General features: G+C 36.1%; 16 protein-coding genes and 1 pseudogene. 3 read left to right on the top strand and 14 right to left on the bottom strand.

Annotation, left to right across the window (positions count from 1 at the left end; all coding sequences use genetic code 11):
- Positions 1–52 precede the first annotated feature (52 nt).
- From ACFPM4_RS11235 to ACFPM4_RS11175, 13 genes and pseudogenes are all read right to left on the bottom strand, one after another.
- Positions 53–2,200: a type IA DNA topoisomerase gene (locus ACFPM4_RS11235; RefSeq protein ID WP_382351486.1), complete on the bottom strand. Its 2,148-nt coding sequence runs from the start codon at positions 2,198–2,200 to the stop codon at positions 53–55.
- A gap of 20 nt (positions 2,201–2,220) precedes the next feature.
- The gene (locus tag ACFPM4_RS11230) at positions 2,221–3,078 is read right to left on the bottom strand and encodes a putative RNA methyltransferase (RefSeq protein WP_382351483.1); all 858 of its coding nucleotides are present in this window, start codon (positions 3,076–3,078) and stop codon (positions 2,221–2,223) included.
- A gap of 75 nt (positions 3,079–3,153) precedes the next feature.
- Entirely contained in the window at positions 3,154–4,161 is a 1,008-nt protein-coding gene (locus tag ACFPM4_RS11225) for a nuclease-related domain-containing protein (RefSeq protein ID WP_382351480.1), read from the bottom strand.
- Between the two features lie 1,244 nt (positions 4,162–5,405).
- Positions 5,406–6,125, bottom strand: a complete 720-nt coding sequence (locus tag ACFPM4_RS11220) for a hypothetical protein (RefSeq protein WP_382351477.1) — start codon at positions 6,123–6,125, stop codon at positions 5,406–5,408.
- A gap of 74 nt (positions 6,126–6,199) precedes the next feature.
- Positions 6,200–7,093, bottom strand: a complete 894-nt coding sequence (locus tag ACFPM4_RS11215; RefSeq protein WP_382351474.1) for a peptidylprolyl isomerase — start codon at positions 7,091–7,093, stop codon at positions 6,200–6,202.
- Between the two features lie 107 nt (positions 7,094–7,200).
- Positions 7,201–8,607, bottom strand: a complete 1,407-nt coding sequence (locus ACFPM4_RS11210; RefSeq protein ID WP_382351471.1) for an ATP-binding protein — start codon at positions 8,605–8,607, stop codon at positions 7,201–7,203.
- Entirely contained in the window at positions 8,604–9,320 is a 717-nt protein-coding gene (locus ACFPM4_RS11205; protein WP_382351468.1) for a winged helix-turn-helix domain-containing protein, read from the bottom strand. The genes ACFPM4_RS11210 and ACFPM4_RS11205 overlap by 4 nt, the downstream gene beginning before the upstream one ends.
- A gap of 103 nt (positions 9,321–9,423) precedes the next feature.
- Complete coding sequence (locus tag ACFPM4_RS11200) at positions 9,424–10,644, bottom strand: S1C family serine protease (protein WP_382351465.1); 1,221 nt, start codon at positions 10,642–10,644, stop codon at positions 9,424–9,426.
- Positions 10,645–10,740: 96 nt separating this feature from the next.
- Positions 10,741–11,298, bottom strand: a complete 558-nt coding sequence (locus tag ACFPM4_RS11195) for a GNAT family N-acetyltransferase (protein ID WP_382351462.1) — start codon at positions 11,296–11,298, stop codon at positions 10,741–10,743.
- A 19-nt stretch (positions 11,299–11,317) separates the two neighbouring features.
- Positions 11,318–12,676 (bottom strand): annotated as a pseudogene (locus ACFPM4_RS11190) (MATE family efflux transporter).
- 113 nt (positions 12,677–12,789) lie between these two features.
- Positions 12,790–13,863, bottom strand: coding sequence for a Gfo/Idh/MocA family protein (locus ACFPM4_RS11185; protein ID WP_382351459.1), 1,074 nt, complete (start codon positions 13,861–13,863; stop codon positions 12,790–12,792).
- Between the two features lie 19 nt (positions 13,864–13,882).
- Entirely contained in the window at positions 13,883–15,046 is a 1,164-nt protein-coding gene (locus ACFPM4_RS11180; protein ID WP_382351456.1) for a Gfo/Idh/MocA family protein, read from the bottom strand.
- Between the two features lie 13 nt (positions 15,047–15,059).
- The gene (locus ACFPM4_RS11175) at positions 15,060–15,815 is read right to left on the bottom strand and encodes a sugar phosphate isomerase/epimerase family protein (RefSeq protein ID WP_382351453.1); all 756 of its coding nucleotides are present in this window, start codon (positions 15,813–15,815) and stop codon (positions 15,060–15,062) included.
- Positions 15,816–16,213: 398 nt separating this feature from the next.
- Between ACFPM4_RS11175 and ACFPM4_RS11170 the strand changes: the two genes are divergently transcribed.
- Complete coding sequence (locus tag ACFPM4_RS11170; protein WP_382351450.1) at positions 16,214–16,357, top strand: hypothetical protein; 144 nt, start codon at positions 16,214–16,216, stop codon at positions 16,355–16,357.
- A 99-nt stretch (positions 16,358–16,456) separates the two neighbouring features.
- Here ACFPM4_RS11170 and ACFPM4_RS11165 read toward each other — a convergent pair whose 3' ends face one another.
- The gene (locus ACFPM4_RS11165; protein ID WP_382351447.1) at positions 16,457–17,398 is read right to left on the bottom strand and encodes an aldo/keto reductase family protein; all 942 of its coding nucleotides are present in this window, start codon (positions 17,396–17,398) and stop codon (positions 16,457–16,459) included.
- Positions 17,399–17,538: 140 nt separating this feature from the next.
- Here ACFPM4_RS11165 and ACFPM4_RS11160 point away from each other — a divergent pair, with 140 nt between their 5' ends.
- Positions 17,539–18,327 carry an HAD family hydrolase gene (locus ACFPM4_RS11160; RefSeq protein WP_382351444.1) on the top strand — a complete coding sequence of 263 codons (789 nt, stop codon included), beginning with the start codon at positions 17,539–17,541 and terminating at the stop codon, positions 18,325–18,327.
- A 724-nt stretch (positions 18,328–19,051) separates the two neighbouring features.
- Complete coding sequence (locus ACFPM4_RS11155) at positions 19,052–20,506, top strand: UDP-N-acetylmuramoyl-L-alanyl-D-glutamate--2,6-diaminopimelate ligase (RefSeq protein ID WP_382351441.1); 1,455 nt, start codon at positions 19,052–19,054, stop codon at positions 20,504–20,506.
- Positions 20,507–20,518 lie beyond the last annotated feature (12 nt).

Below are 20,518 nucleotides of genomic sequence, written 5' to 3'. Positions count from 1 at the left end.
ATAACCCACTCTTCGTCATATCTGTGTTATGTCCTTAAATAGTTTTTACTACTTATTTTGTAAACTCCATTTTCCAGCTAAAATAATCGTTCTCCGTGTTCTTTTCATAGCGCATTTGTGCATCGAACTTATTTCCTTGTTTACTTGTAAGCCCCTTTACAGTAACAACACCATTCTTCAATAAAGTTTTCACCATCGTCTTTGTCGGCTTCTTTTTCATTGTCGCCAAAAATTTGTCATTTTTCCAAATCACAAACTTGCAGCCGTTCTTCCAATTACTGCAGCCAAATCCTTTCTTCCCCTCGATCACCGCATGTCCACAAACAGGACATTTCCCCATGAAGTCGTTCAATTTTCTTCCTCTTGTAACTTCGTGGATTGTTCCAGCTGAATCTGTCTTAATTTCTTCTACAGCTTTCGTTGTGAATGAATATATCATCTGCAAAAATTCATTTTTATTATGCTTTCCTTTTTCTATATCAAAAAGGGATTTCTCTAGACGACCTGTAAATTCTAAACTAAACAGGTTTTTAATAGGAAATGTTTCTACTAACTTTTTACCTAATTCAGTACAAACTAAATTTTTCCCTTGTGAAGAAATATAGCCAACATCTTTTAATTTTTTGATCGTTTCTGCTCTCGTTGCTGGTGTTCCAATGCTAAATCCACTTAATATCGCTTCAATATCTTCCTCATCTTGCTTAATATTTCTTCCCGCTGTCTCCATCATTCGTAGCAAAGTTTTTTCAGTATGTTGCTTTGGAGGTTTCGTAACATGAGAGGTTATTTCACTTTTAAGCATATCCACTTCGTCGTTCACATGGACTAAAGGGAGAATAGTATCCTTTGATTGGATTTTCTCAACCTTTTTCCAGCCTTCAATTAATTGAACTTTTCCCTTTACAATAAATAATCCTTTTATACTCGTATCTTTAATTTTTGTTTCAATGATTGTTTCTTCATGCTCCGCAACTGGCATAAATTGCATGATAAATCGATTTTTAATTGCTTGATAGACAACCTGTTCATCTGAAGTGAGTTTCTTTGGTTTCAAATAGGTGGGAATAATTGCACTATGACTCTCTACTTTTGCATTATTAAAAACTCTTTTGGAGCGAATAAACTTAATTTCATCTCGATAGGGCAAATCCTCTGAATGAGTTTCGAGCACTTTTGCTGTTTTTCCTACTAAACTTTCCTCTAAGGCAATACTAGATGTCCTTGGATAAGTGATAAATTTATTTTCGTATAATGATTGCGCTACTTTTAACACTTTGTCTGCGGTCCATCCATTATGTTTACTCGTAATATGTCCTTGTAAATTAGATAGGTTGAACAAAAATGGTGGGAATTCTTTCTTTTTCTGGACTGTTTTATTATGAATAACTCCTGGTTTTTCATTGATTTGCGAACGTATTTCTTCTAACTGTTCTTTACTTTTAAACTTCTCTTCTTTCTCTTCAAAATAAGTAGCTTCATATGTTTCATTTTCTGCCGTTTTGAATGTAGCTTGTAATTTAAAATAATCCTCAGGTTTAAAATTAGCAATCTCTTGATCACGGTCATAAATAACTTTCAAGGTAGGTAAAAGTACTCGACCTATATTGAGCGCTTTACCCTTTCCTTTTTGATACTTCAATGTCGCTACAGAAGTTAAGTTAATCCCTATTACCCAGTCAGCCCATTGTCTACTTATACCAGCATCTTGAAGCGGACGTAATTCTGTATTTAGCTTTAGATTATCTAATCCATTTAATACTTCTTGAGGTGTCCACTCATTCAGTAAAAGTCGATATACAGGCTTTGTTGGCCTCGCTTTATAAATAATACTATCTCCAATTAACTGTCCTTCGCGGTCAAAGTCACAAGCAGATATGATGGCATCTACATCATTTCGATTCATTAATTGATGAATGATATTTAATTGTTTTTTTGCACCCAAGTCAGGTTTTTCTCTGTTTTTAGGGTTACTTTTTACTTTATATTGGAATTTCTGAGGAATAAAAGGAAAGTTCTCCATTTTCCACGATGCCATCTTTTCTTCATAATCTTTTGCATCATATAGTTGCAGTAAATGCCCAAAAGCCCAAGTGACAATATAGCCGTTTCCTTCAAAAAATCCGTCTTGCCGATTTTTTATTTTCAATGCATCTGCAATGTTTCTCGATACAGATGGCTTTTCGGCGATGATTAATTTCATACAAAAAACTCTCCTTGCCTTTATTTCTTTATTCCAACTAATATACTTAAATCTACTGTAATGTTCATCGATTCTGTATTATTTACTTCCTCCACTTTGGATTTGTCTGCAGACCAAGATAATGGTGTCATTTTAACAAGATCATTCAGTAGAGGTTGCTTTACATTCACACTATAACGAACTTGTTCCGTATGTAGCAGCTCAAACTTTTCTTGAAATCTCGCTTTTGTACTTTCATTATCATACGCTTCTTTATCCTCGTAAAAAATACCACGCAATTCTTTTAAATAATCCGAGTTCGGTATTACTTTAATTAACTTTCCTTCCTTCTTAAGTAGACGGTCAAATTCTGCATAATTAGAAGGAGATAAAATATTTAAGATATAGTCGATTGATGTTGTTGCTATTGGCAGATTCGCTAAATCCGCTACAATCCATACTGAATTAGACGAATTACTTGTAGCTAGCTGGATTCCTTCTTTTGCAATATCTGCACCAATCCCAAAAGATGCTTGCTCAAGTGATTGCTGAATTTGGGCTAAATGCGACCCTTCTCCGCAACCGGCGTCCAACATGATGGCATCGGTCTTATTACTATCTATTATTTTCGTTATAGATTTTATAAGCGGTGCAAAAAAGCCGTCCTCTGCTATCCGTTTTCTTGATTGAAAAAGTTCTTTATCATATTTTGTTTCAATAGACTGTGACAGCAAATGTACATAACCTTTTTTAGCAAGATCAAAGTGATGGTTCTCTTCACATACTAGTGACTGGTCATTTTGCATGATCATTGTCCTTTTACAAATAGGACAACGAAGCAACTGTGAATATTCTTGAAGCAATTTCGAAGCGATTGCTTTTTTACTTAATTGGGACATCCATTTCTCATCCTTTATTCGTCATTTATTTTCATCATACCATGTGTAACTATATCAATTCTATTCGCTACGAGCTTACAACCACTTCTGCAAATCATGTAACGAAAGTTGGTATGCTCTGCCTTTAGTGCTTCCTTTGTAAGGCAGTTTTAATGATCGAAGTAAGCGGGAAACTACATAAATGGAAGAATGTTGGATGAATGCTCTGCATTGTTGATTGGTTATCGTGGCTCCAATCAATAGAAAGTAATCGATTATCGCTTGAATAAAAGCTTTATCATTTTCTATCCCGCACTGTTGGCATTTCCATGTTCTATCTACTTTTACTATTGATAGGGACATGCAACGGTCACAGTATAGTCCAGGTAGGATTTCATCTATGGAGATTTGGAATTGAGATAGAATATCAGGTTGTGAAGGGGTATGAAACTTTAGTAATAATCGAGTAATTTTTTGTAACTCTCTATCATCTAGTATATCTGTTGGATGCTGTCTGCTATAAGTCACAAACCTTGGGAGGATGGCAGGATTACGAATTACTTTTTGTTTGGCTACATGATATTGAGAGTTTATTTCAATTTTGGAGGATGGATTCGTTACAACTACGAATGAGGTATTGGGGACGGTTTTATTTAAGTGCTTTTTCAACAAGTTATCTAAGTGATATTGCTGATTTTGTACTTGAACAATTGGGTCAGGGAAAATTTCCTCTTTTTCCTCATATGTCCGAACCAATTGATTAAAATCGAAAAATAATGTACCCAACATATTCTTTGCTTCATAAATAATAAAATAACGGCGTGTTAATAAGAGAATATCAATTTGAAAGTAGGTATCTTTGGAGATAGGAATACGGAGGTCTTGAAAAATGTAGTAATTATCTGGAGGTAACTGTGCTAAATAATAATCGAGGCTTTCTTCACCACGATAACCAGCGTAGCTTCTTACCAATTCTTCTCTAATCTTCGGTCTTTTGGGATGATTCTCAGGGAGCCTCCTAAGCAACGCTTCCAATATAAGTATCTTAATTGGTATCGTTCTATACTTTTTGATCATTCTACCACCTCTATTTAATTTGTTCATAATTTACTTCTTCATTAATAACAAAATTCCTGCTAAATCGACAAAATATTTATGGGATATTTTTAGTAAGGGATTGTTTGTGAAGGATGGTGATTTGGTTTATGGGGTTGGATTGGTATTCTTGCGGGTTTGTTTGATATTCTTGCGAGTACACTCATTTTTTTTGCGGTGTGCTGAGATTCTTGCAGATTCACCCGATATTCTTGCGCATTCACTCCATATTCTTGCGACTACTGCTCTCTTTCTTGCGGAACATCCCACTTTTCTTGCTACTGCACACTATATTCTTGCGGAGAACATCCATTCTTGCTACTTCACCCGGTATTCTTGCGCATTCACTTCATATTCTTGCGACTACTGCTCATATTCTTGCGACTACCACTACTTTTCTTGCGGATACACATGATATTTTTGCAGCGCACATCCATTCTTGCGGGTTCACCCGATATTCTTGCGCATTCACTTCATATTCTTGCGACTACTGCTCATATTCTTGCGACAACCACTACTTTTCTTGCGACTGCACATGATATTCTTGCAGAGAACATCCATTCTTGCTACTTCACCCGGTATTCTTGCGCATTCACATCATTTTCTTGCGACTACTGCTCTCTTTCTTGCGGAACATCCCACTTTTCTTGCTACTGCACACTATATTCTTGCAGCGCACATCCATTCTTGCAGATTCACCCGATATTCTTGCGCATTCACTCCATATTCTTGCGACTACTGCTCTCTTTCTTGCGGAACATCCCACTTTTCTTGCTACTGCACACTATATTCTTGCGGAGAACATCCATTCTTGCTACTTCACCCGGTATTCTTGCGCATTCACATCATTTTCTTGCGACTACTGCTCTCTTTCTTGCGGAACATCCCACTTTTCTTGCTACTGCACACTATATTCTTGCGGAGCACATCCATTCTTGCAGATTCACCCGATATTCTTGCGCATTCACTCCATATTCTTGCGACTACTGCTCTCTTTCTTGCGGAACATCCCACTTTTCTTGCGAATACACAGGATATTCTTGCAGCTCACATCCATTCTTGCTAATCCACTCGATATTCTTGCAGATTCACCCTATATTCTTGCGACAACTCACCATTTTCTTGCACATCCCACTACTTAACCCAATTGCGAGCACGTCCATTCCCCCTTAAGAATCGCAATCCTAGAGCCCAGCAGTCACATCATCACGCACTATAAAAAAGAGCTTTCGATACTACGAAAGCTCTAACTGTTATCTATGCTTTTTATGTCCGTAATGGCAAATCCATTTCCATTCCTTAAAAGGGAGGAGGTTCATTTCTTTGACTTCTTTTTTGTGTTTTTCCATCATTTCCATCATTAGTTCTTTGGATGATTTTCCTTTTGTATTCATGCCTAGTTTTTCAGCTGCTTGGATGATTTGTTGCTCTTTCACTTCTTTTGCTAGTGCTTTTAATTCTTTACCTTCTGTTGATATGCCAAGTTCCTTTGCCTGTTGTTTGATCCAAGCTTCGCGGACTTCCTTTGATAGCTCCTTCATTGACTTTCCTTTAGTGGATATACCCAGCTCTTTTGCTTTATTCTCGATGATTTTTTCGTGAATTTCTTTCGCTAATTGTTCTGGATCTTTCCCGGTTGCATCAATTCCGAGCTCTTTTGCAGCTTTTTCTAGTTTAATTTTCTTGATTTCCTTTAAAAGCTGTTCGTTATCTTTATTAGCTGTATCGATTCCGAACTCTTTTGCTTTTTTCTTTATCCAAGCATCTTTTATTTCCTTATGCAATGTTTTTGCGTCTTTTCCTTCTGTCTCAATACCAAATTTCTCCGCTTTCTTTTTTAACATTTCTTCGTCATACATATGTTCACCTTTATGCTGGTGTACATCCGTAAATGTTGCAAACACTGTAGAGTTCCCTACTATTCCGAACAATAAAACAATCGCAAATACATATGTAACTATCTGCTTTTTCATATTTTTTCCTCCTTTAATAAAAAATGCTGGGCATGTATTATCATGCCCAGCGTTTTGGAAAAAATTATGAAATATTATGCTTTTGTTTCAAAAGAATTTTCAATATCGTATTCATTCTTTTTCTCGTTTAACCAAGTTGGATATTCTGTTTGTAATTCTTTGTTAAATAATGTTTCTTTAATTTCTTCTTTCACATCTTCAAAAACTGCTTCTTTTGCTTCTTTTTTGCCAGTAACTTTAATAATATGATAGCCATGTTCTGATTTTACAATATCACTAATGCCATCTACATCAAGCGCAAATGCAGCTTCTTCAAATTCTTTCACCATTTTACCTTTACCGAAATATCCTAAGTCTCCACCGTTATCTTTAGAACCAGGATCTGTAGAATATTCTTTTGCTAACTCAGCAAAATCTTCGCCTGCATCTACTTTTTCTTTTACTTCTTTTGCAGTTTCTTCATCTTCTACAAGGATATGGCTAGCTTGTACTTGTTCTTCTTCGTTAAAGCTTTCTTTATTTTCTTCAAAGTGTTCTTTCATTTCTTCTTCTGTTACATCAATTTTTGGACCAATTAACTTTTCGATTTTCAAATATTGAACAATGTCTTTCTCAAGGTCTTCTTTCGTAATACCTTGTTGCATCATGAACATATCTAGTGCTTGTTGGCCACCTACTGTATCAGCATAGTTTTGCATTTCAGCAGCAATGTCATCATCTGAGATTTTAATCTTCGCTTTTTCTGCTTCCATGTCGATTATTTTCTCTTCAATTAATGCATTTACTGCGCTAGCACCATATTTATCTGTAAGTGTTTCATATAAATCATCTTTTGTTATTTTTTCACCATTTACACTTGCTACTACATCTCTCTTAGAGAATGCCGCTCCAAAAATGATAGCTGCACCAATGATTACTAATGCAATAACCGATATGGTAAATTTCTTTGTTGATAGTTTTGATTTCATTTTAAGTCCTCCTTCTGAATCTACCTCTTGATTATAATAATAATGTATGAACAAATTATGAACAACCTAAAAAATGTATATTAAATGCTACTTTATACACATATAGACTAATCTTTCTTCACTGGAAACTTCAAAGTAAACGTTGTTCCTTTTCCTTCTTCACTTGTAACTTCAATGTTTCCATTGTGCATCGTAACTAATTTCTTCACAATTGATAATCCCAGTCCAAATTCACCATAAGGATTCGTCGTTCGAGATAGCATTGCTTTATAAAAGCGCTGCCAAATTTTTTCTATTTCTTCGGCATTTATTCCGATTCCGGTATCTTCTATTTCAATAATAGTTTCTTGGTCGGAAGCTCTCCCCCTAAGAATAATACGGCCATTCTCTGTAAACTGAATACTATTTTTTGTTATATTAATTAATATTTGCGTTAGTCTATCATAATCTGCATATATAAAAGCATGCTTGTCCACATCGACAATTATCTCATTATTTTTTTGTTCTGCCAATAGCTCTAATTGATCTTTAATAATTTCTAATACTTCTTCCAATTTAATTTCTTGTTTATATAATGTGATTTGATTGGAACGAATTTTTTCATAATCTAGATTCTCATTCACGAGTCGAATGAGGCGTTTTGTTTCATTACTTGCCAGTAGCATTCCTTTTTCTTTTTCTGATTCTGGAATCATATCATTGCGGATTCCTTCAATGACACCACTTATTGTCGTTAGTGGCGTTCGCATCTCATGAGAGACGTCGGCCATGAATTGCCGCCTACGATTTTCTAAGCTTTCAATTTCCTCCATCGAAACTTTTAACTTCTCTACCATCTTATTAAAGTCAGATGATAATTCTCCAATCTCATCAAAATTAGACGCTGGGATTTGCACAGAATAATCACCAGATGCAACGAGTGATGTCGCATGTTGCAGTCGTTTAATACGCTTCACATGAAAACTAGAAACAATCCAACTTAATAATAAGGCAACAGCAAATGCAATCAGCATTGTGTTCACTAAATCATGATTGATCTCTGATATGACTTGGCGAGAACCCTTTATTGGAGATGTTAGTAGTATCCCACCTACAAATTGATTATTTTGATGGTATGGCATTAATACAAAGGTTACACCTTCACCAAAACGGACAAAATCTTGTTTTACAGCCATTGTATGGCCTGCTTTAATTTTTTCCCAATCCTCTTCTTGAAGTTCAATTAATAAGCTTCTTCCTGAGGAGTAAATAATAGTTGAATTTTGATTGAACAAACTATACTGAATATCTCTTCCATCTAACACATTTCCATATTCTTGAAGTATTTGTTGTGTGCCATATCCTGTTTCTAAATCTTGTAAAATATTTTTACCGTAGGAGGTTAATTCTTCTATTTTGCTTTTATAGACATAGTCCTCCATAAAATGTGTAAACAGTAAGCTCAAGATTAAGAAGGCAATAACGATAACACTTACGTGACTTCCTAGTTGTTGGTATAAATATTTAATTTTCATTGTGTATTACCAGTGTCGGCTTCTTCATCCATCTCTTCAAATTTATAACCGACTCCCCATACAGTTTGAAAAAATGACTGGTCACCAGAGCCTATTTTATTCCTCAACCGCTTAATATGAACATCGACTGTACGATCGTCCCCATAGAATTGATATCCCCATACTTTTTCTAATAATTGCTCCCGCGAAAAAACTTGCTTTGGATGTTGAACAAAGTGATAAAGGAGATCAAATTCTTTAGGCGTTAAGTTGTCTACAGGTTTTCCATCTAAATACACTTCACGAGTATTTTTATTTACTTTTACATGTCTAGTTTCTATTACACCCGATTCTTCTGGTTTAGTTTTCTGTACATTTACTCTACGTGTTACTGCTTTTATTCTTGCCATTAGTGCCAGTGGACTGAAAGGTTTTGTTACATAATCATCTGCACCCATTTCTAATCCTAATACTTGATCTGATTCACTATCTTTAGCAGTAAGCATAATAATCGGAACATCCTTATTTACTGCTCTAATTTTTCTACAAATCGTGACGCCATCCATTCCTGGAAGCATCCAATCGATAATGAGGCAATCCCATGATTCTTCAAGAGCACGTTGATATCCCGCGAAACCATCATATACAAACTCACCTTTAATTTCTTCCTTTACGAAGAACATTTCAATCATAGCTGCAACACTTTCATTATCTTCTATCACTAGTATCTTCAACTATACGCACCGCCCATCATTGCCCTTTTCCTTAAAATAAAACTTATTGAAGCTTTTATCAACTAGAAACACCTCTTACTAGCAATGTAAGAGGTGTTGAGAATTAATCAACTTGCTTAGCAGAAAGTGTCATATGAAGGGTCTTGAGTTTACCTTGGCGATATACATAAATTTTCACTTTATCACCTATCTTGTGTTTTGTGTATAGAACTTTGCGAAGCTCACTTGCGCTCTTTATCTCTTCTTTTTCAATACCTACAATTACATCCTGTGCTTGTAATTCGGATTTGGCAGCAGCAGATCCTGGCTCTACAGCTGTAATCATTACGCCACCTTCCACTGACTCTGGCAGATCCTTTAAGTATTGTTCTGGCACTTGTTCTAAATCTACTAAGCTAACTCCCATATATGGTCTTTCAATTTTACCTTCTTTAATTATTTGATCAACCAATGGCATCACGTCATTACTTGGAATTGCAAATCCTAAACCTTCAACGCCATTGCTCGAGATTTTCAAACTATTAATCCCAACTAATTGACCTGAAGAATTAATTAATGCACCACCACTATTACCAGGATTAATTGCTGCATCTGTTTGAATAACATCTAAATCCCATTGCCCCGCTGAAGTAGAGACATTAATAGTACGCTCAGCTGCACTTACAATTCCTTTAGTTACTGTTCTTGAAAACTCTAATCCAAGCGGGTTACCGATTGCAACAACTGTATCGCCTGCCCTCAACAAATCAGAATCCCCAAATTCCAAAACAGCATCTACTTTATTAGAATCAATTTTCAATACCGCTAAATCGGTTAAAGCATCTGCTCCAACTAATTCTGCTGTTAACTTTTCGCCATTATCTAATGAGACTTCAATTTTTTCTGCTCCTTCAATTACATGGTTGTTCGTCACGATAAAGGCATGTTTACCATCTTTCTTAATGATTACCCCTGATCCAGTACCAGCTTCAATATTTTCAGAGATTGGTGAGAATCGATTAAATTTATTTTGATAATTGACTACTCCTACTATAGCCTTGGATGCATCTTCCACCATATCAGCTAATGATGTGTCGGTGTTAGAAACTGGTCGAACTGTAAAAGATGTATCCGTTTCTGGTTGAACAGAAGTTTCATTAGGTATTTCTTCTGCACTTGGCTGCTTCATTAAGTCGGTATTTACAACTACTGCAAGTGTTAATACCGATCCAATGATGCCCGCTGTTACAGTTGAAATAACTTTTGTGAAAAATGATGATTTTGGTTTCCATCTTTCTTTCGGTCTCTCAGTAATATTGGAAACATTATGTTCATTGTCAAACATCATAATTCCTCCTAGCTAATTGCTTCTTTTTTTCTTAGCATAGCCAGAAATTATGAATAAATTGTTACAGAATGTTAAATAGTTAGGTAAAAATACTCATATTTTATTTTTATCTTTTTTCCACTCATTCGCTAGTACTCCATATATAGCATGATCCACGTAATGATCATATAACCATTCCACTTGTCGGACACAACCCTCTAGCTTATATCCTAACCGCTCAGGGATTGCTCGACTCTTCTTATTTTCTACAGCAGCACGAATTTCAACGCGATTGAACTTCAATTGAGAAAATGCATAGTCTGTTAACACTTCTACTACTTTCGTCATAATTCCATGCCCCTGATAACCCTCGCCCATCCAATAGCCGACATAAGCAATTTTATTTGTCCAATCTAATTCATTAAATCCTGCTATACCTACAATGTTATCTTTATAGACAATCACGTTATTCATCGATTTATGATTGTCAAAACCTTCGATACTGAATTCAATATAATTCTTCGTATCTTCTAATCTAGTAGTTTGATCTAACCATGGGAGCCATTCACGTAAATATTCCCTAGACTGGTCAGTCAATTGAAAGACAGCCTCTGCGTCTTGTAATGCAATTTGCCTTAAATAGATCTCGTCATTAACTTTAAGAGTGAACATCGTTTTTATCTCCTCAAATTTACAAAGTAACTGCTGATTTCTTTTCTTCATCAAAAAGCTCAATCTTTCGCCATTTTCCAAATCGATAGTAGGAAAAAGCAAAGATACTACTAATAACAAAACTTAATCCCATTCCTACTGCAATTCCCTTTTCTCCAATTAATTTTGCAAAAATATATATTAATGGAAAACGCAAAATCCAAAATGAAATAAAGTTTAATACCAATACTTGAAAAGCAGCACCAGAAGCACGAACAACACCATTCCATACAAAATTAAATCCTAAGAATGGGAAGAAAAATGCAATGATTTTAATATATTCTGTCCCGAAGCTAATCGCTTGTTGTTCTGAGATAAACATACGAACTCCAATATTGGCGAAAAGGAAAATTAGCACCGCAGCTATCAACATGGCTGCAAGATTGAGAAGCGTAGCATAAAGTGTTATTTTATTGACTCGTTTCCATTTCTGAGCAGCAATATTTTGCCCTGCCATACTATTTACAGCAGTTCCTAGTGCATGTGCAGGAAGCATAATAATACTCTCTAAGCGTTGTGCCGCTCCAAAACCCGCTACAGTTGCACTTCCAAAACTGGTTACAACACTCATAATTGCCGCTGAGCCTGCAGAAATAACCGTCATTTGCAAACCAGATGGTATCCCTTGATTTAATATGAGAGATACTTCCTCTCTCTTCGGTATACTCGGAATAGAAAATGGAATTATGTTTTTACGTAAACTAATAAATAGTCCGTAAAGGAATGCAATACCTTGAGCAACAATGGTAGCATAAGCTGCACCTTCTATTCCCCAATTAAAAGTATATATAAATATTGGGTCTAATATTGTATTTAGTATCACTGCAATAATAACGAACTGAAGTGGAGTCTTACTATTCCCTAAAGCACGAAAAACTGTACCGATAAAATTATATCCAAATAAAAACAGAATCCCTAAAAAGTTTATCTGCAAATAACTAGTTGCTTCTTTTATTAACTCATCCGGAGTTCCTAACAGCTGTAATATATACTCTGCAAATACAAAACCAACCACTCCAAGTAAGATTGCCATACTACCAAGAATTACAGTAAATGCATTTACATAGCTTTTTAAGCCTGTATCATCTTCTCTTCCTTTTAATTGCGATAAGATTGTTAACGTTGCATTATTCACTCCAATTATGAAGGAAAGAACAGTAAAGATTACCGTACTTGAAACAGCAACAGCTCAGAGTGAATCGGCACCTAATAAATTACCCACCCACAAACTATCGATAAATTGATACGATACTTGCAAGAGGTTAGTCAATAACATCGGAAAAGAGAAAGTGATTAATTGACGCCAAATACTTCCAGTAGTGAAGTTTTGCTGTTTCATCTACAAAAGCTTCCTTTCTTTCAAACTATCATTATGACTACTGTAACAGATTGTGATGCAAAATAATAAAAATCCGGACGAGTTTATATATCCAAGTCCGGATTTTAACATTACTATTCCAATCTTACTGCTTGTTCTTGTGCTTGTAGACAAAGTTCAGCCGCTTTAAAGGCATGTGCCTGTGTCATTGCATTTTCCGTACGGTTAATGCAGTCAAGAATTAGTTCTCCAAAGAACGGAAACCCAACTTTTCCACTAACGGAATAATGGAAAGTGCCTTCTTGATTCGATAAATATACTTGGTCGCCTCTTTTATCGCGGGCAATATCAATGTATTTTCTAATTTCTATAAAGCCTTCCGATCCTAAAATAAATGTTCTGCCATCTCCCCAAACATCAAGCCCATCTGGTGTTAGCCAGTCCACGCGGAAATAGTGAGTTGCACCATTTTCCCCAACAATCATACAATCACCAAAGTCCTCTAACTCTGGATATTCTTTCACTGTATAGTTAGCGACTTGGCTCCTTACTACTTTCGCATCTGTATTGCCAGAATAGAAAAGGAATTGCTCTATTTGATGGCTTCCAATATCGCAAAGGATACCACCATATTTTTCTTTTTCAAAAAACCACTTAGGACGTGAAGGAGCATTTAAGCGGTGTGGAGCCAAGTTTTGTACTTGTAATACACGACCAATTGCACCTTGCTTAATTAAATCTCCAGCAAAAACAGCACTTTCCACGTGTAATCGTTCAGAATAATACACCATGTATTTTTGTCCTGTTCTTTCCACAGCTTCTTTTGCTGCATCTAATTGGGCCATCGTAGTAAACGGAGTTTTGTCCGTGAAATAATCTTTTCCACTTTCCATCACCCGAATGCCTAAAGGTCCACGTTCAGAAGGAATAGCCGCTGCCGCAACCAGTTTAATTTCAGGATCTTGTAAAACTTGTTCCACACTATTTGCCACTTCGACTTGTGGAAATGACTTTACAAATGCTTCTACTTTCTTCGGGTCTGGATCATATACCCATTTCAAGGTGGCACCTGCTTCGACAAGTCCATTACACATTCCGTATATATGACCATGATCTAATGCGATTGCAGCAATATGAAATTCTCCTTCTGCTACAACTCGCCTCACTTCACCTTTAGGGGCGTAGTTCATCCCATCCTTTTTTTGCATTCAAATACACTCCTCATATTTAGTGTGTTCCACTAACATCCAGTGTTTTATCTCCTGTATCTACCTTTTCATATGTTGAATTTTTGATTTTTTCCTGAAGCATCTCATAGAATAAGTCTTCATCAATTGGCATTTCCACCCAATTATCTATCCAACTGGACAAATAAACCGCATTTGAAATCATTAAACTCTTAATACCTTCTTCTCCAGGAGCAAGTAGTTCTGTACCGTGCAAAATAGCACTAATCCAGTTTCTCATAATTCCAACATGTTCTGTTCCATGTCCATGAATAGGAATATCTATCTTCCAGCACTCTGGTTCCCCAAAGCCACCTTTATATTCTTCGTTAAATTGTTTCTCAGAAACTCGTAAACGCCAAAAAGTTAATTTATTATCTTCTACGACTAACTTTCCGCGGTCTCCAGCGATTTCAAACCGATTTGTCCCAGGCGCTTCTCCAACGGAAGTAATAAATACACCTGTTGCACCATTTTCATACTCTGCATAAGTTGTAACATCGTCTTCTACTTCAATATTACGATACTTACCAAAGCTACAAAATGCACGGACACGCTTCGGCATTAATCCCGTTGTCCATTGCCACAGGTCTAATTGGTGTGGAGATTGATTCAGCATTACTCCTCCACCCTCACCAGCCCAAGTAGCACGCCAACTTCCGGAATCATAATAACTTTGGGAACGATACCAGTTCGTAATAATCCAGTTCGTACGTTTTATCTCTCCCAGTTCACCAGAAACGATAAGGTCTCTTACTTTTTGGTATAGTGGATTTGTTCTTTGGTTGAACATCATACTGAACACTTTTCCACTTTTTTCAGCTGCTTCATTCATCTCGCGAACATTTTTTGTGTAAACTCCTGCAGGTTTTTCACAGAGAACATGCAATCCTTTTTCAAATGCTTTAATTGCAAGTGGTGGATGATCATAATGTGGTGTTGCTATAATGACACCATCTATATTTCCACTATTGAAAAATTCCTCAACAGAATCATAAACTTCTACCTGATCCTGGAATGTTTCCTTTGCCCAATCAAGTCTATCCTGACGAGCATCGCAAACTGCTCCAAGTACAGCCCCTGGGATATTACCTGAAAAAATTTGATTAGCATGACTTGTTCCCATGTTACCTAAACCAATAATACCTACTCTTACTTCAGACATTATAATCACTCCCTTATATTTGTTCTTTTAATCTCATCAAATTTTCGTAACTTATATTTAAACTATCCATTGGATTTCCTGGACATATATCTTGTTCTACTGCATACCATTCAACCCCATACTTCTCTCCCCATTGGAGAATTGGTAGAAAGTCTATCTTTCCTGTCCCAACTTCTGCAAATACTTCTTTCTCATCATCACTCATATCTTTTAAATGGATGATTGGCATTCTGTTTGCATAAGGTTGAATAAATGATAATATCTCTTGACCACCTTTTTTTACCCAATACACATCAATTTCTGCTAGCACTAAATTATCTTGTGTCGGTTCTAAAATATATTCAAGTGCTGATACACCATTGATTTCAGTTTTTAATTCAAAGTCATGGTTATGATAGCTAATTCGATAATTTGGTAGTTTTCTAGCTATATCATTAAGACGTTTCTTAATGGATTTATAGCCTTCTACACTCCTATGTTCTTCTCCGATATAAGGTAAAACAATATCTTTTGTTCCGTATAAGTCCGCTTCTTTCACCACATTTTCGAGGTCATCTTCCATTCGGTCTAGTGAAATATGCATTCCTGCTGCACCAAGTCCTGTTTCCTGCAATGCTTCCTTGACTTCATTTGGGTCATACCCTGCCGGTAATGCCGACAATTGTACCCCAGCCCAACCCATCTTCTTTAATTCTTTAAAAGTAGATGTTATGCCTTTTGTCAGTTCGTCTCGTACAGTAAATAACTGTGCAGCAAATTTTTGTTCCATTATCTTAGCTCCTCCAATGTCCCTTCTTAGCTATGTAGGGTAAATTTGCATAATAGAAAGGTTTCTATTATACGCTTTCATTATATCAAAAAGGCAGAGTATAATTACTAAAAGTTTCTTATTAATGACTAAAATCAATAATTAGACATGCGAACATAAATATTAATCAAACATTTGATTTATAAATAAATGGCTCTGTTAAAGTTCATTGTTGTTAACAACTTAGTTGATTGTAGCGGATGTACACGAGACTCCTGCGGGAACAGCACGAGCCGAAGATCCACTTGGCGAAGCGGTTTTCTTTGCCAAGTTAGCTGAGGCCGTGCCCGCGGAAAGCGAGTGTACAGGAGCGAAAATCAACAACAGAGTTTAACAGAGCTAAATAAATAATAATACGATTGGAGAAAAGAAATACAGATGAATTAAAAGCCAAACTATTACTTGAAGTAATTCAAGATAGTTTGGCTTTATTCTATAAGAAATATATTTTGCAACATCAACGGATCGTTGGTAACTTTAAATTAGACCGTTTCATCCAGTGAGAACAGCACTCGAAGACAGAATAACAAAGCCGACCTATCCATAAAATTGATAGGTCGGTTTTTAATTTATCTATATTCCATTTTAGGAGTCTTTATTATTTACTTCAGAATTTCATCTATCTTTTCAATGATTTCAGTAGATAGTTTTAATTTCGCCCCTTCAACATTTGCCTCAATTTGTTCTGGGCGACTAGCTCCTACGATTGCACTTGCAACACTCGGTTGTCGTAATATCCACGCAATTGCTAGTGCTGGCAGAGTTGTATCCAACTCCTTAGCTACCCCATCTAATTGACGAACTTTGTTTAAAACATCATCATTTAGCATGTGCTTAACAAATATATTAATATCTTCATTTGCGGCACGACTATTTTCCGGAATTCCATTTAAATACTTACCTGTTAAAACACCTTGTGCTAGTGGGGAAAATACAACTTGACCTATACCATACTTATCAGAAACCGGAATTATTTCACTTTCAATTCTACGATCCAACATATTGTATTGTGGCTGATTAACTACGATTCTATCAAGTAAATACTTATCTGCTATTCTGACAGCCTCTTCAATTTGTGCTGCACTCCATTCACTTACTCCCGCATAAAGTATCTTTCCTTGACGGATTAAATCATCAATTACTCGTAGTGTTTCTTCTACAGGAGTTTCTGGATCATATCGATGGCAATAGAAGATATCCACATAGTCTAAGTCCATTCGTTTTAAACTACTATGAACTTGTTCAAACACGTGCTTTCTGGAAAGACCGCGGTCATTAGGACCATCGCCCATTGGCCAGAATGCCTTCGTTGTAATCACATATGATTCACGAGGATATGCCTTCAAAGCTTGTGCCATTACTTTTTCGCCTTCTCCAAGACCATACATGTTAGCAGAATCAAAAAAGTTGATACCTAGATCATATGCTTTATGGATAATTTTTTCAGCAGTATTGTCCTCTACTGAGTTACCATACGTTAACCAACTTCCTAAGCTGATTTCACTTACTTTTAAACCCGTTCTTCCTAGTCTACGATAGTTCATTTCTGTCATCTCCTCCACTCTTAATCTCTTTTATTATCATCTATCATTTATGAATTGTAGTCAAGGAAACGATTACATTTTCAGCACCTATCAAGAATATGATACACTGACTATAATCATTACAACTTAAGGAGAAGAAAATGGCTAAATACCAAGCATTGTTTTTAGATATTGACGGTACAATACTTAAACCTGACCACACATACGATGAATCTACAAAGGATGCAATTAAGCAAGCACGGAATAATGGGGTTGAAGTATTCCTTGCAACTGGTCGTCCACTTCACGAAATCTCAGAACTAGCAGATGAATTAGATGTACATTCTTTCATCGGCTATAACGGAGCTCTTGCTATCTATAAAGATGAAGTAATTGTAAATGAACCAATGCAAGAAAGCACCATTCATCAGTTCCTACAAATTGCAGAAAAGAATAACCATGATATCGTTCTTTATACAAGTGAAAAAAACTATTTCAATTCATTGGATAAGCCCGAAGTAAAGGGGTTTATTGAGGCGTTCAATTTACAAAAAAACGATGTATTTACCTCGGAATATGCAGATAAAATTTTAGGAGCTACTTTAATAAATTTAAAAGATGAAGACCCAGCCCTGTATGAAATAGATTCTGCATATCACTTTTCTCAAGTAAATGTAGATGGGCTACGGCACTGTTATGATGTAATCCGTGATAGTGTAAATAAAGGAAGAGCCATAGTAGAAATTTTAAAATTATTGAATATCCCCACCGAAAATGCGATTGCTTTCGGTGATGGGTTAAATGATAAAGAAATGTTACAAGTTGTAGGTGCGGGATTTGCAATGGGAAATGCCAATCCAAAACTATTTGAATATGCAAAATATCAAACAACATCTGTAGAGGATAATGGTATTTTCAATGGATTAAAAACAATTGGTTTAGTTAAATAGCATTTCCTAATTTCATGTTTGAGCAATTCATATAGTTGATTTCCGCGGGGAGAGCGGTGAGCCGCTTCAGTCGCTAAGCTCCTTGCAGGGTCTCACCATTCTCGCTACCCCCGCAGTCAACCATGTATCCAAAAAACCACCACAGGGAATGGAAATGTGCTAGGGTAGGTCTATACGATGCATGTATAAGTTAATTTAACATTTTGGCTCTGTTAAAGTTCATTGTTGTTAACAACTTAGTTGATTGTAGCGGATGTACACGAGACTCCTGCGGGAACAGCACGAGCCGAAGATCCACTTGGCAAAGCGGTTTTCTTTGCCAAGTTAGCTGAGGCCGTGCCCGCGGAAAGCGAGTGTACAGAAGCGCAAATCAACAACAGAGTTTAACAGAGCTAACTTTTTAAAGCTTTATTTCCATGGTAGGAGTCGCCGCCTTCCGCTCCAATCAACAAGAAAGAAGTCATAAAAAGCAATTCCATCACTGTAGATACATATAGATTCAAAAGCTTTCTAAGGAAAAACACAAAATAACCTTAATCCGCGCAAAGACGATTTAAAATTACATTTGTAATTTTAAATCGTCTTTTTTTGGCCTTCTCTCATCTCTTTTTTGCAGTTTTTATTATTACTTCGAAAATTTTACAGAAATAACATTAAAATTTACCTAGATTGACAATAATAGGATAGAGAAAAACTGATTTGCAACATCAAGGGGTGATGGTACATGAAACTCGGAAACCTTTTGAATCAACTATCAGAACTTACTTCTATCCATAATGATGAATTTGATTCAATTGAAATAGTAGGAATATCTGCAAATTCAGAAGAGATACAGCCTGGATATTTATTTATCGCGATACCCGGTTATCAAACCGATGGCCATGATTATATAGAATCTGCCTTATCTGCTGGAGCAGCAGTCATTGTTGGTGAAAAAGATAAATCGGATTTACCTGTTCCTTATATAAAAGTTTCTAACAGCCGCTTAGCTCTTGCGATGCTTGCGTGCGAATTTTATGGGAATCCTTCCAGGAATCATATTGTCATAGGTATTACAGGAACAAATGGTAAAACAACAACATCGTTCATGTTAAAACATATGTTAGAATCCGCTGGAAAAACATGTGCACTATTCGGTTCTGTTTATAATATTGTGAATGGACAAATAACCTCCTCTCAGCGGAATACAACATTAGATGCAATTGAATTGCAGAAACAAATTGCAGCAAGCCAAGACGACTTTATTATTATAGAAGTATCATCGCATGGTATTGCTCAACATCGTATTTGGGGTATTGAATTTGATGTTTGTTTGTTTACGAATTTAGATCAAGACCACCTAGATTACCATCACAATATGGAAGAATATTTTAAAGTAAAAGCAAGTTTATTTGATCAATTATCTACTCAAGGAAGAGCAGTCATTAATTGTTATGATAGCTGGGGTGAAAAACTAGCGGACCTAATCTCACAAAAAGAAATTATTCCCCTTGGTAAGGATGCTTATTTTTTGGAAAGAAAGAGCTCCGATCCCATTGCACACTTATTTTTGAATAATGAAAGTTATAAATTAAAACTTAATATGCTAGGAATACATAATTTTCAAAATGCAGCAATGGCTTTTCTGACTGCATCACAGTTAGGAATAAATGGGCAACTCATGGAAGATTGCCTTCAATCTTTTTCCGGAGTACCGGGAAGGTTTGAAGTTTTCCAACATCCTTGTGGCGCAAATTTTATAGTAGACTATGCCCATACTGCAGCTGCCTTTTCCCAGTGTTTACAGACTGCTTTAGAAATGAAAGCAAAATCTATTACTCACATATTTGGATTTCGCGGAGACCGGGATCCAAATAAACGTAGAGAAATGGCGGATGTTTCTTGTGAGTTTAGCGATTTATCGATCCTAACATTTGATGATTTGAACAGTATTCCACATAAGAAGATGGAAGAAACCCTACTCCAATATCATAAAGATGGTAAAACATTAGTAATCCCTGATCGAACACTTGCTATCAAACATGCATGGGATACTGCTACAAATGGAGAATGGGTGATTATTACCGGAAAAGGCCATGAAAATTACCAACAAGAATTCGAATTACCTACATCAAGTGATGCAGAAACCTTACAATACTTGTTAAATAATAGTAATGAACAAGAAGCTTCCATCAGTTAATGAGGACTGTCC

Origin of the sequence: Lederbergia graminis (assembly GCF_042655485.1) — a bacterium.
Taxonomy (GTDB): Bacteria; Bacillota; Bacilli; order Bacillales; family Bacillaceae_C; genus Lederbergia; species Lederbergia graminis.
This window is presented reverse-complemented; position numbering and strand designations above follow the sequence as displayed.

Bases quoted from the DNA above. Each gene is read 5' to 3' on its own strand.
- ACFPM4_RS11200 (WP_382351465.1), bottom strand. From the start codon at position 10,644: ATGTTTGACAATGAACATAATGTTTCCAATATTACTGAGAGACCGAAA.
- ACFPM4_RS11230 (WP_382351483.1), bottom strand. From the start codon at position 3,078: ATGTCCCAATTAAGTAAAAAAGCAATCGCTTCGAAATTGCTTCAAGAA.
- ACFPM4_RS11165 (WP_382351447.1), bottom strand. From the start codon at position 17,398: ATGAACTATCGTAGACTAGGAAGAACGGGTTTAAAAGTAAGTGAAATC.
- ACFPM4_RS11195 (WP_382351462.1), bottom strand. From the start codon at position 11,298: ATGTTCACTCTTAAAGTTAATGACGAGATCTATTTAAGGCAAATTGCA.
- ACFPM4_RS11220 (WP_382351477.1), bottom strand. From the start codon at position 6,125: ATGAAAAAGCAGATAGTTACATATGTATTTGCGATTGTTTTATTGTTC.
- ACFPM4_RS11155 (WP_382351441.1), top strand. From the start codon at position 19,052: ATGAAACTCGGAAACCTTTTGAATCAACTATCAGAACTTACTTCTATC.
- ACFPM4_RS11180 (WP_382351456.1), bottom strand. From the start codon at position 15,046: ATGTCTGAAGTAAGAGTAGGTATTATTGGTTTAGGTAACATGGGAACA.
- ACFPM4_RS11235 (WP_382351486.1), bottom strand. From the start codon at position 2,200: ATGAAATTAATCATCGCCGAAAAGCCATCTGTATCGAGAAACATTGCA.
- ACFPM4_RS11185 (WP_382351459.1), bottom strand. From the start codon at position 13,863: ATGCAAAAAAAGGATGGGATGAACTACGCCCCTAAAGGTGAAGTGAGG.
- ACFPM4_RS11225 (WP_382351480.1), bottom strand. From the start codon at position 4,161: ATGAACAAATTAAATAGAGGTGGTAGAATGATCAAAAAGTATAGAACG.
- ACFPM4_RS11160 (WP_382351444.1), top strand. From the start codon at position 17,539: ATGGCTAAATACCAAGCATTGTTTTTAGATATTGACGGTACAATACTT.
- ACFPM4_RS11215 (WP_382351474.1), bottom strand. From the start codon at position 7,093: ATGAAATCAAAACTATCAACAAAGAAATTTACCATATCGGTTATTGCA.
- ACFPM4_RS11175 (WP_382351453.1), bottom strand. From the start codon at position 15,815: ATGGAACAAAAATTTGCTGCACAGTTATTTACTGTACGAGACGAACTG.
- ACFPM4_RS11210 (WP_382351471.1), bottom strand. From the start codon at position 8,607: ATGAAAATTAAATATTTATACCAACAACTAGGAAGTCACGTAAGTGTT.